This window comes from Proteus vulgaris, from assembly GCF_011045815.1.
Classification (GTDB): Bacteria; Pseudomonadota; Gammaproteobacteria; order Enterobacterales; family Enterobacteriaceae; genus Proteus; species Proteus vulgaris_B.
Genome location: NZ_CP047344.1, coordinates 1394261 through 1406292, shown reverse-complemented (window position 1 = coordinate 1406292; position 12032 = coordinate 1394261). Strand labels below are relative to the sequence as shown.

Sequence of the window (12032 nt, the reverse complement as noted above, 5' to 3'; positions counted from 1 at the left end):
ATTTTTAAAGGTATCAAATGGAACAAATTGACCGCACGCTCTTAAAAGAAAAAAATATCGCGCTTGTTGCCCATGATCACTGCAAAAGCTCATTACTTGAATGGGTTCAAAATAATCGTGAACAATTGTCTTTGCATAAATTATTTGCAACAGGAACCACAGGAAATTTAATTAACCACCACACAGGCTTAAGTGTTACTCAAATGCTAAGTGGCCCAATGGGTGGTGACCAACAAATAGGTGCAATGATCGCTGAAAAGAAAATCGATATTATGATTTTCTTTTGGGATCCATTGAACGCTGTTCCTCACGATCCAGATGTTAAAGCCCTTCTACGCTTAGCAACGGTATGGAACATTCCGGTTGCCACCAATCGTGCAACTGCAAACTTTTTAATTTCATCGCCTCTGTTTTCACAAGAATCGACAATTAAAATTCCTGATTACGAAGGTTATTTAAAAGAAAGATTAAAATAATTCTAAGGTTTTCGCTGTATAGGGACACCTTGAGATTTTAGCTCTGAAACAAAACAAGATGGCTGTTGTTTATTAAATAATAGCCATACTTGTTTTTTTGCTCTTGTTAATGCGACATACATTAAACGTCGTTCTTCTGCATTAGGATAATCTTCAACTTTTGGTAATAACGCTAATTCAATAATTGATTCCCTTGCAGGTGCTGGGAAAGCATCTTTACCCTCTTGTAAACCTAAAATAATGACATAATCAGCTTGTTGACCCTTCGATGCATGGAAAGTCATAAATTCTAAATTTAATTTAGGCCAACGTGTCTTAGCTTTTTTTAATAGTTCAGGTTTTAAATAATGATAACGGGCGAGTAAAAGGATCGTTTCATTGTCACCAACGTAACCACTCATTTTATTTAATAGATTTTCAAGCTGATCATCTGATAATAAAACAACCGATTTTTTATTACCTTTAACTAGGCTATTTAAAGGCTTAGATAATTGCATTGGATTTTGTTGAATAAATGTATTAGCAACATCACCAATTATGTCATTAAAGCGGTAGGTCGTATCTAATGCACATTCGGCGCCTTCTCCAAATGAATGATGAAAAGAGGTCGTTAATAATAATTCTGCACCACTAAAACGGTAAATAGCCTGCCAATCATCACCCACAGCAAATAAAGACGTTTGTTTATTTTGCTGCTTTAATGCTGTTAATAATGATGCTCTAAGTGGCGAAATATCTTGAAATTCATCAACAAGTATATGTTTCCATGGGCTAATAAAACGCCCTTTTTCAATAAGATTGATAGCTTGATGTAATAAACCGGAAAAATCTATCGCATCTTCTTCTTTTAATGCCATCTTCCATGCTTTTAATAAAGGAGATAACAATTTTAAATATTTTTTAAATACATCTGTATATTCAGATTGTACACTTTCAATCAGTGATTTTTGGCTACCGCCTTGCGTTCTTAACAAGCCAATCCAACGTTCTAACCTTACAGCAACTTGGTTTTCTAATTTTTTATCATGCCAAAATTCACCTTCTGGAATATCCCAATCAAGCTCTTGAGATAACCATTCACGCCATCCCTTTGCTTGTGCTTTTTTCTGCTGGCATTGATTTCGCCATTCGCCTAATAATAATGCTCTTCTTTTTTCACTATTTATTTCAAGTTCACTAATTTTAGGTTGTTTCTTTGTCGCTTGTTGAATAATGGATAATGCTAATGCATGGAATGTTTTCGCCATAATATCGGCATTTAAACGCGCTGAGATACGTTCATTCATTTCTTGCGCCGCTTTACGCCCAAATGCCAATAACAAAATTTGCTCTGGCTGCGCTAAATTTCGACGTAATAACCATCCTACTCTTGCGACTAATACAGATGTTTTACCACTTCCTGCCCCTGCTAAGACTAAAATATTCTCTTCACCATTAATAACCGCGCGACATTGTGATCCATTGAGTGGAGATGATTCAATCGAATTAAAAAATTCCGCATGCTCATTTAGCATTTGTGTTATCCACGCAGAATTTTCTTTATTAATAAGTGATTCACCTTGTTTTAACCACTCTAAACATTGCTGATAAAGCACTTGGCAATTATCAAATTGGGTAAGGCGTTCAAGTGGAAGTGGAATAGCCGAGAAGCTTTCTTTTATAGATTGCTGAATTTCACTAAGGTTAGATTGTTTTATCCATTTATTAGATTGCATAATTTCAGTAATATTTTGGAGTTGCTTCTCAAGAACTTGAGCACTTATTTCACTCATTTCTTGACTCCAAATTTGCCATGTATGGAATAGATATCGATAGAACTGCTGAGTTTCCTCCCAGTCTGTTCCATGTAATCGAACCACTTTATCTTCAGGCAATAAAAATTCTAATTCTCCCCACACAATCCCTTTTTTACAGTGAATATCAATCAATTCATTAAAAGGAATTAAATACTGGTGTTTTTCACCACTGACTTCAATACCTGCATTTAACAATTTGACTCTATTATAAGGATGCTGTGCTAAACGTTGCCCCATTGGAGTGGATTTCAGTTCCATACGTAATTCCTGCAATAAATAACAATAGTCTGTTGCTAAGCTCTTTTTAATCGGTGATAAACCCTATATTCTAAGAGGTAATTATCTTCATCTTGTTTATTTAAGGGCTTTTTGTGTTCACTTTGCTAAATGGCGCCCGCCGATTTATCTATAATAGCCACTTTCTCTATTATATTCGCATAATAATCGCACTTACGGGAACGACTTTGTTTCCTTGGGTATTAGGTCAAGAGCCTAAATATACCATTCCGCTGACTTTAGGTGTGGTCGCAGCAGCATTAACGGACCTAGATGACAGACTTGTCGGGCGTTTAAAAAACCTGGTCATTACCTTATGCTGTTTTCTTCTTGCATCAGCATCAATAGGATTGCTTTACCCCTATCCTATTTTATTCTTTTGTGGTTTAGCGATTTCAACTTGGGGATTTATTTTATTAGGTGCGTTAGGACAACGCTACGCTACCATTGCTTTTGGAGCTTTATTAATTGCCATCTACACTATGCTCGGCATGCCTATTTTCCCTGTTTGGTATGAACAACCTATTTTGCTGCTGTTAGGTGCTATTTGGTACAATTCGCTAACCTTGGTTGGTCACTTATTGTTTCCTATTCGCCCTGTGCAAGATAATTTGACTCGCTGCTATCAGCAACTTGCAACGTATCTAGAGGCAAAAGCAACTTTATTTGATCCTGATATTGAAGATGACTATCAACACTCGCTTTATAGTTTGGCTATGGCAAACAGCCAGCTTATTGACACAATGAATCAAACTAAAGTCACATTATTAAGCCGACTCAAAGGTGATAGAGGTCAGCGCAGTAGTCGCTTTACACTTCATTACTATTTTGTAGCTCAAGATATTCATGAAAGAGCCAGTTCATCTCATGTCCAATATCAATTATTGAGTAATGAATTGCGCCACAGTGATGTACTTTTTCGTTTTCAACGTTTACTTTCTATGCAGGCTCGGGCTTGTGAGCAAGTTGCACAATCGATTCTTTGGCATAAAAAATATCAGCATAATCCCGCTCTTGAGCGTTCCATTAATTATTTAGAAAATGCCCTCAATCATTTAAAAAATACAACCTCAGAACCGCAATTAATGACTCCTTTGAATAATTTATTGCAAAACCTTCAAGGGATTGATGCTCTTTTACGCAGTATTAGCACAGAGCAGTACCAAATATCTCATGACCAAAAAGAAGAAACGCAACTCTCCGATGATGGTTTAACCGGATGGAGAGATATCGCATTAAGAATAAAAGAACATCTCACCCCTAAATCAGCGCTTTTCAGGCATGCGGTTAGAATGTCACTCGTGCTTTGTATTGGTTATGCAATTATTCAATTTTTCCAATTAGACAGAGGCTATTGGATATTATTAACCAGCTTGTTTGTGTGCCAACCTAACTACAATGCAACACGTAGACGCTTAACATTACGTGTAAGTGGCACCATTATTGGTATTTTAATCGGTTTCCCTATTTTGTATTTTGTTCCCTCTATTGAAGGACAGCTGGTCTTAATCGTAATAACCGGTACGCTCTTTTTTGCATTTAGAACGATACAATATGCACATGCCACACTATTTATTACATTATTAGTTTTGCTAAGTTTTAATTTACTTGGTGAAGGCTATGATGTCGCTCTTCCTCGAATTATTGATACCTTAATTGGTTGTGCTATTGCATGGTTTGCGGTCAGTTTTATTTGGCCTGATTGGAAGTTTCGCCAATTACCTTTTGTTATTCAAAAAACAATGACAAATAACTGCTATTACCTTGATGCTATCCTTATTCAGTATTATCAAGGAAAAGATAATAGTTTAGGTTATCGAATTGCTCGCCGTAATGCTCATAGTAGTGATGGTGAACTCGCTTCACTTATCTCGAATATGTCATCAGAGCCAAAAAGTTATCAAGCCTCCCAAGAGGTCGCTTTCCAGTTACTCTGCTTGAATCACACCTTGCTTAGTTATATTTCGGCACTTGGTGTTCATCGTTCTAAAATCGAAGATGAAACAGTACTTACGTTGCTTAATGATACTGTTTGTTATATCGACGCTGCTTTGCGTCGTAAAACAGCGCAAGATAAAGCATTTAAACAATCTCATATCGAGTTAATTGAACGGATCAATTCATTACCTAATGCTGATGATGGCCGAATTCAATTAGTCATTACTCAGATTCGATTATTACTAGATTTGCTCCCTCAAATCATTAACTGCATTCAAATGATTGAGCAAGGAGAAACAAACAAAGCACTTGAACCACAACATTAACATTAATACCTAATCGACGTTATTTTCTCTAATTTCATATGAAAATTAGAGAAAATAACTGTCCTTGGGTTCAGCTTATTGAAAAGACAATTCATTATACCAATCTAATAGTTCTGCTTTTAATTGGTTAGGTAACACTGAACGATGACAACCCATTATTGCCCCCGCTAATGAAAGTAAAAGCTCACTATTTTTTAAATTATGACTGCGCATTAATTTCAAATAACAGGCTTTGGCACCAATAAGTCGTAATTCTTCAACTTTATTAACCCCAATTTGGCTTAGTCTTTTCTCTAATATAACGCCTAAATTAGGTAAGTCTTTTATTCGACAAGGCCTTTTCCGTTGGCCTAAATACTCTTGCATGCTGTAGTGATATGACAAATCAATATATTGATCTAATTTTTGCTGATTTTCCCATAAAGAAGCTGTGATTTTATAATAACGTAACGTTATTGGTTTTCCTTTTTTCAGATATATATAGGCTTCCATTTTTGTTGCCTTATAAAGCGTCTCTAAAAAATCGCTTCCTTTTAAATAAAGTTGATTATCAGACGTGATAGCAAACATAACGTCATCAATCATTAAGCTAACACCACCAAATTGAGATTTTGTTGTTAACTCTCCATATTTCGCAATACGCGATAGCAAATGAGCCTTCCGTTGCTCAGGTAAAAATGACATTAAAACTCCAACATAAACATTGATGTTAATTTTTATCTTTGAATTCAAAAACATGCATATAAAACTTACCATAAAGACAATAAAGAATTTCCTTTTTATTGCCAATAGCTAACAGCTTGAAAATAGAGATTTACATAAAATTTGAGAGGAACTTTCAAAAAATTGAGCTTGATTTAAGCGAAATTTAGAGATACTGTATATTCATACAGTACATATAGGCAGGGGTAAATATGAAAATCTCAACATCATCTCCGATAAGACAAAACACCATTCTCCAAGAGATCTCGAATGAGGTATTACCTCTATCTATCCCTTCAGCAAGGGTTACTCTGGAGAGTGATAATAAACAAGGCATGGTAAGTGAACTTCTCTACCAAAATCCACTCGTTATTAATCACATCCTTTTGCCATTACTAAAACAGTATAGCCATGAATCACGTTGGTTATTGTGGTTAAGCCCACAACAAAGACTCAATCGCTCTTGGTTGAAAAACGCAGGATTACCTCTTGATAAAATAATTCAATTAAATCATGCAAATACAATCAATACGGTTGATTTGATGGAAAAAGCGTTAATGAGTGGAAATTACAGTGTCGTTCTAGCTTGGTTACCAGAAATATCGCCAGAAGAGATGAAAAGATTAGAATCTGCTGCAAGCAAAGGTAAAAGCTTGGGGTTTATCATGCGTCAACAAATTAATACAAATATCCATTTAGAAAGTACTAATACATCTAAACGACATTTGAATTCCGTAAAAATTCATTCAATTCACTACCATTAGTGAAATTTAAGAGTTTTCCTAATACTCAGAACACCTCAATATCATTTAAGATAAGTTAAAAGTATTTATAACATAAATCATACAGTTACAATAATTTTAACAAAAATACAGAATCTTACCCATTGTGGAATTAGGCAGATCTTTTTAAAATTTTAAGTCGAATTTTAAAGGATTACTTGTAACTTTTTAAGTTCATTGTAGACTTTATGTCGTTAAGGTTATGCTTTAAATCCCATTTTTTGGGATCATCATTTGATGAAAGCATTGGATTCCTAACAATAATTTAACCAAGGGCAAATAATAAGGCTTAAAGCCAAATGCCTAACTTGGATGATAACGAGGCGTAAAAATGAAAAAGACAGCTATCGCATTAGCAGTGGCAGTGGCAGCTTTCGCAACTGCAGCGCAAGCAGCTCCAAAAGACAATACCTGGTATACCGGTGGTAAATTAGGTTGGTCTCAATACCAAGGTACTAGCAACCATTTTGATGGTACTTCTATCGGTAATGGTAACACTCACCGTGATCAATTAGGTGCAGGTGCATTTGCTGGTTATCAGTACAACCAATACTTAGGTTTTGAACTGGGTTATGATTGGTTAGGTCGTATGACTTATAAAGGTTCATATGACAATGGCGCATTCCGTGCTCAAGGTATCCAATTAACCACTAAATTAAGTTATCCAGTAATGGAAGACTTAGACGTTTATACACGTTTAGGTGGTATGGTGTGGCGTGCAGATTCTTCTGCAACTAAAAACGCAACTTCACCATCTCCAACTCAGAAAAGCTTCTCTAATAACGACACTGGCGTTTCTCCAGTATTCGCATTAGGTACTGAATACGCGATCACTCCAAACATCGCTACTCGTGTTGAATATCAGTGGATCAACAACATTGGTGATAAAGGTACTCTGAATGCGCGTCCAGACAACGGCATGCTGAGTGTTGGTGTTGCTTACCGCTTCAACCAAGAAACTCCAGCACCAGTTGTAGCTCCAGCTCCAGTTGTAGCTCCAGCTCCAGTTGTTGAGAACAAAACCTTTACTCTGCGTTCAGACGTTCTGTTCAACTTCAACAAATCTACCCTGAAAGCTGAAGGTCAAGAAGCTCTGAATGGTCTGTACAATGAACTGGCTAACATCGACCCAACTCAAGGTCGTGTAGTAGTTATTGGTTACACTGACCGTATCGGTTCTCAAAACTACAACCTGCCTCTGTCAGAAAAACGTGCTCAATCTGTAGTTGATTACCTGGTATCTAAAGGTATCCCTGCAAACAGCATCTCTGCAGAAGGTCGTGGTAAAGAAAATCCAGTTACTGGCAACACATGTGACAACGTTAAAGCTCGTTCAGCTCTGATCGATTGCTTAGCGCCAGACCGTCGTGTTGAAATCGAAATCCAAGGTACAACTGAAGTTGTTGTTCAACCTGGTAAATAATTCAGATAGTAGAATAATCTACTGTTGATGAATTCAAAACCCTGCCTCTGGCAGGGTTTTTCTTTATGGGAAGAAAAAATATACAATTAAAAATAGAGAGGCAAAGATTGAATAAATAAAAAGGGATATGAAGTATCACAATAAAAAAGAGATGTCGTTAACACAGATAAAAAAATAATATCGATTACTTTTCTTTATCTCGTTCTAATAATTCAATTAACCCGTCTTTTAAACTATGTACTTTTAAAGCATATTGCTCTTTTCGTTCAGCATCTTCAATTAATTGTACTATTGTTTCTGATAATGTTATTCCACGGCGTTGCGATAAAGCCGATAAGCGCTGCCAAACTTTAAATGTTAAATCTATCGATTTTTTTCGTGTATGTTGGTGCTCTGCATTAAAATACCGCTTTCTACGAGCACGGATAGTTTGTTTCATCTTATTGGATAGATCAGGATTCATATGCAAGTCTATCCACTCTAAAACTTTTAATGGCTGTGATTCTATCAGCAATAATTGCTCGACAACTTCATCAGCCGCACTTTTTTCAATATAACGGGTAATTAACTCACCTTCACGATGCTTTTTGACGAGATACGCCCACTTCCAGCCACATTCTAGATTCTCTAACTGTTGATATTTCATACAAATCCCCGTGACAACGTAACTATATACTAGCATATCAACAATTTTACAAAAATACTGCCACTGAACCGAAATTTTTTGCCTATTTTATAAGCAAAGATATTTTGGATAATCTTTTTTTATCAATTAATAACAAGCCTTGATAAGGGATAGTTTTCTAGGCACGTTATGATAGAATCGAGCGTCGCTATAATAAAACTTAATGGCTGATTTGTTAGCTCATCACTATAAGGTCGTAGCGATACATATTCCCTGCCTATGCAGTTGATGACAGTTAAAGAACCGTCTTATTGCAGGATAGATACCCACTTATAGTGGCATCTAATAAATCTCTTTTCACTAACCAATAATAAAAACGGTAACCTTGAAAAACAACGAATTAGAATGGCAGGCGTTACGTCCTGATTACGCCTCCTACCAGACTTTCTTTCAAACAGCATCACAATTACCTGCATCACTACTACGTGAGGTTCAGCCTCGCCTGTATGAAAGCCTACAATGGCTAAATAATGCAGATTCAGGCCAGTTTATGCTGTTAAAAGCCGATGATTCTACCGCTTACTTTGATATGCTGACAGACACATTAACGCAATCAGAGATCAAAACCTATCCGGTTGTTGGTGCCTATCAAGCAGAATCAAATAAAATCTATTGGCAAGAAAATGTACAAGGTACATTTTCATCATCAGAATCTATTACTTGCTGCCAGTGGATAGAACCCGAACAACTCTTTGGCTCTTTCTATTGTCATAAAGATAATATCACTGTCAGCCCTGGTCTATTACATAAAGTGAATGGCGGAATTCTTGTTCTCTCCATTAAATCTTTATTAGCTCAACCATTAATGTGGTTTCGCCTGAAAAAAATGGTTGAAGAGCAACGCTTTGAATGGCTTGTTTGGAATGATAATCAATCATTGCCTTTACCCATTGAAAGTATGCCTCTCAATCTGCGAGTGATTTTAGTTGGCGATAGATTAAGCCTTGAAGAGCTCGAATTTATGGAGCCAGAATTAAGTAACGTGGCTTTATATGGCGAATATGAATACGATATGTATTTAGAAGACGAGGCCACACTTTCTCAATGGTGTGGTTTTGTAAATGCATTGTGCCAAAAATACCGCCTCCCTTCTTTATCAGCAGATGCTTGGGAAGTGTTATTAACACAAGCGGCAAGGCAACATGAAGATCAATTGATATTGAGCTTAGATTTAGAATGGATCTTACGTCAACTCCGTTACGCAATGCGTTTTAATCATGATGCTTATCTAAACGCAGACGCACTAAAAAAAGCAGAAGAAAATCGCTTATGGCGACATAGTTATCTGTTAGAACGTAGTCGTGATGAAATTTTGCAAGATCAGGTAATGATACAAACAGAAGGTGAAGCCGTTGGCCAAATCAATGGACTTTCTGTCTTAGATTATCCTGGTTATCCTGATTTAATTGGTGAACCTACTCGTATAACTTGTGTTGCCCATATTGGTGATGGCGAGTTTACTGATGTTGAACGTAAAGCTGAGCTTGGTGGTAATCTTCATGCTAAAGGAATGATGATCATGCAAGCTTACTTAAACTCAGAATTACGTTTAGACCAACCACAACCATTTAGCACTTCTATTGTTTTTGAGCAGTCTTATGGTGAGGTTGATGGTGATAGCGCTTCTCTCGCTGAACTGTGTGCATTAATTAGTACACTTGCACTGCAGCCGATAGATCAACAAATTGCGGTAACGGGTGCTGTTGATCAATTTGGTCAGGTTCAACCTATTGGTGGCGTAAACCAAAAAATCGAAGGTTTCTTTGATATTTGCCAGCAAAGAGGATTAACTGGATCACAAGGTGTAATTATTCCTCTCGCGAACATTCGTCATCTAGTACTAAATGAAAATGTTCAGCAAGCTGTCAAAGAAGAGAAATTTCATATTTGGCCTGTAACACATGTTGCTGAAGCCATAACATTACTAACTCGTCAGCCATATTATGAAGAGCAATGTGAGCCAGAACAATCTGATGCACACTTGTTAGCTGTGATCCATGACCGTATAACACTTGCAAATAATCAAGATAGACCTAAGTTACCTTGGTTCTTACGCCTATTCAGATAATTCTGTTTCAAGTGATCGGAGTTGTTCAGCGTACAAGTGTAAGCTATTCTGTTGTCTTACACTTGATAAAGGCTATATAGACAATGGTTGATAAACGCGAATCTTATTCTAAAGAAGACCTCATTGCTTCAGGCCGTGGTGAATTATTTGGCCAAGATGGCCCACCACTGCCGTCTGGTAATATGCTAATGATGGATCGCATCATTAAAATGACTGAAGATGGCGGCTCCCATAATAAAGGCTTTATCGAAGCAGAATTCGATATCAAGCCCGACTTATGGTTCTTTGATTGCCATTTCGTCAATGATCCTGTGATGCCGGGTTGCTTAGGCCTTGATGCCATGTGGCAACTTGTTGGCTTTTATCTTGGCTGGCTTGGCGGTGAAGGAAAAGGTCGTGCTCTTGGTGTAGGTGAAGTTAAATTCACTGGACAAATATTACCAACTGCAAAAAAAGTTACCTATAAAATTGATTTCAAACGTGTTATCAATCGTAGACTAATTATGGGTATCGCCGACGGTGAAGTGTATGTTGATGGTAAGCTGATTTATGAAGCAAAAGATTTAAAAGTTGGCTTATTTAAAGATACGACTGCATTCTAAGATCGGTAATTCCAAAAAATTATTATAGAAATACCGTGTAATATACAGTACACGGTATTTTTTTATCTGTACTAATAATGTATTTATTTTCTTTATAAAAAACAGATCATATTCATTTTAGTTTTTATCAATATATTTTTTCACCATTTATGGGTTTCGTTTACGTAAGAAAATAAGTACAGCTGAATATAAAAACAATGCCAGTATGATGTAAAAAGGCTCGCAAAATATGCAAGCCTTTTTATATTCAATTTATAACTACTGTTTGTTATTTATACTCAAATTGTCCTGTGTTCAATGTGAGCACAGAAATATATAAATAACCCTTATTCTGTTCGTCGGCAAAATTTAGTGATTATATTTAATATCACCATTGTTTATTTTACTACGACGGGTTATTTATTTTACCAGACTCGGGCGATCTTCCATGGCCTGTCGCCAACCTCCCAGCCAGTGTGAACGCGCATCAATCGCGAAATAAGGACAAAGCTCTTTTGAACGGCCTTGCATACCAGCTTGATAACCTTTCGATAATGCTCTTGCTAAACGATCTCGTTTCTGTCTTTTCATGTCTAGACAACCCTCACGTTCTAAGTTTAAGCGGAAAGATAATGATTGTTTTTTCAACAACCACTATAAATTGATACGCTTTATTGAGCATTTAAGCAAGTAAAGAAGTTAATACAAATGTCATATTTGTGAAGCCGAGCTAAATTTAATTTTAATAACACTTGTTATCATTAACTTTATTTAATTAATATTTGTAGGGTTAAATTTAAGATTTAAAATGGAGACTGATTTAACCTATTGATATAAATAAATTTAAAAATATTTAAGATAATAAGATCTATTTTTATCTTAGATAATCAACAAATTAAATAAACAAAAATAATCTTTATTTTTAAAGTAATGTCAATATAAGCTATTATTAGACGATATAACTTTTTGCTCTTTTTTT

10 protein-coding genes are annotated in these 12032 nt (G+C 36.1%); 6 read left to right on the top strand and 4 right to left on the bottom strand.

What is annotated here, in order from left to right:
• The first annotated feature begins 17 nt into the window (after nt 1-17).
• Nucleotides 18-476, top strand: coding sequence for a methylglyoxal synthase (locus GTH24_RS06360; protein WP_072069639.1), 459 nt, complete (start codon nt 18-20; stop codon nt 474-476).
• Nucleotides 477-478: 2 nt separating this feature from the next.
• Here the strand turns inward: GTH24_RS06360 and helD are convergent, their stop codons facing one another.
• Complete coding sequence (helD, locus tag GTH24_RS06355; RefSeq protein WP_164526085.1) at nt 479-2530, bottom strand: DNA helicase IV; 2052 nt, start codon at nt 2528-2530, stop codon at nt 479-481.
• Between the two features lie 113 nt (nt 2531-2643).
• Between helD and yccS the strand changes: the two genes are divergently transcribed.
• Nucleotides 2644-4812: a YccS family putative transporter gene (gene yccS, locus GTH24_RS06350; protein WP_072069641.1), complete on the top strand. Its 2169-nt coding sequence runs from the start codon at nt 2644-2646 to the stop codon at nt 4810-4812.
• A gap of 75 nt (nt 4813-4887) precedes the next feature.
• On the opposite strand, the gene GTH24_RS06345 is transcribed toward yccS, so the two are convergent.
• Nucleotides 4888-5496: a TfoX/Sxy family DNA transformation protein gene (locus tag GTH24_RS06345; protein ID WP_072069642.1), complete on the bottom strand. Its 609-nt coding sequence runs from the start codon at nt 5494-5496 to the stop codon at nt 4888-4890.
• Nucleotides 5497-5726: 230 nt separating this feature from the next.
• Between GTH24_RS06345 and sulA the strand changes: the two genes are divergently transcribed.
• Together sulA and ompA are read left to right on the top strand one after the other, a co-directional pair.
• The gene (gene sulA, locus GTH24_RS06340) at nt 5727-6278 is read left to right on the top strand and encodes an SOS-induced cell division inhibitor SulA (RefSeq protein WP_115350979.1); all 552 of its coding nucleotides are present in this window, start codon (nt 5727-5729) and stop codon (nt 6276-6278) included.
• A gap of 349 nt (nt 6279-6627) precedes the next feature.
• On the top strand, nt 6628-7719 hold the full coding sequence (gene ompA, locus GTH24_RS06335; protein ID WP_072069644.1) for a porin OmpA: 1092 nt from the start codon (nt 6628-6630) through the stop codon (nt 7717-7719).
• Between the two features lie 184 nt (nt 7720-7903).
• On the opposite strand, the gene matP is transcribed toward ompA, so the two are convergent.
• Complete coding sequence (matP, locus tag GTH24_RS06330) at nt 7904-8365, bottom strand: macrodomain Ter protein MatP (RefSeq protein WP_072069645.1); 462 nt, start codon at nt 8363-8365, stop codon at nt 7904-7906.
• Between the two features lie 364 nt (nt 8366-8729).
• On the opposite strand from matP, the gene GTH24_RS06325 reads away from it, so the two are divergent.
• Nucleotides 8730-10472: an AAA family ATPase gene (locus GTH24_RS06325; RefSeq protein ID WP_072069646.1), complete on the top strand. Its 1743-nt coding sequence runs from the start codon at nt 8730-8732 to the stop codon at nt 10470-10472.
• Between the two features lie 83 nt (nt 10473-10555).
• The gene (gene fabA, locus GTH24_RS06320; RefSeq protein WP_072069647.1) at nt 10556-11074 is read left to right on the top strand and encodes a bifunctional 3-hydroxydecanoyl-ACP dehydratase/trans-2-decenoyl-ACP isomerase; all 519 of its coding nucleotides are present in this window, start codon (nt 10556-10558) and stop codon (nt 11072-11074) included.
• A gap of 399 nt (nt 11075-11473) precedes the next feature.
• On the opposite strand, the gene rmf is transcribed toward fabA, so the two are convergent.
• On the bottom strand, nt 11474-11644 hold the full coding sequence (gene rmf, locus GTH24_RS06315) for a ribosome modulation factor (protein WP_023581348.1): 171 nt from the start codon (nt 11642-11644) through the stop codon (nt 11474-11476).
• Between the last annotated feature and the right edge of the window lie 388 nt (nt 11645-12032).

Coding starts and splice junctions, on each gene's coding strand:
- rmf (WP_023581348.1), bottom strand. CDS start 11,644: ATGAAAAGACAGAAACGAGATCGTTTAGCAAGAGCATTATCGAAAGGT.
- sulA (WP_115350979.1), top strand. CDS start 5,727: ATGAAAATCTCAACATCATCTCCGATAAGACAAAACACCATTCTCCAA.
- GTH24_RS06360 (WP_072069639.1), top strand. CDS start 18: ATGGAACAAATTGACCGCACGCTCTTAAAAGAAAAAAATATCGCGCTT.
- helD (WP_164526085.1), bottom strand. CDS start 2,530: ATGGAACTGAAATCCACTCCAATGGGGCAACGTTTAGCACAGCATCCT.
- GTH24_RS06345 (WP_072069642.1), bottom strand. CDS start 5,496: ATGTCATTTTTACCTGAGCAACGGAAGGCTCATTTGCTATCGCGTATT.
- ompA (WP_072069644.1), top strand. CDS start 6,628: ATGAAAAAGACAGCTATCGCATTAGCAGTGGCAGTGGCAGCTTTCGCA.
- matP (WP_072069645.1), bottom strand. CDS start 8,365: ATGAAATATCAACAGTTAGAGAATCTAGAATGTGGCTGGAAGTGGGCG.
- fabA (WP_072069647.1), top strand. CDS start 10,556: ATGGTTGATAAACGCGAATCTTATTCTAAAGAAGACCTCATTGCTTCA.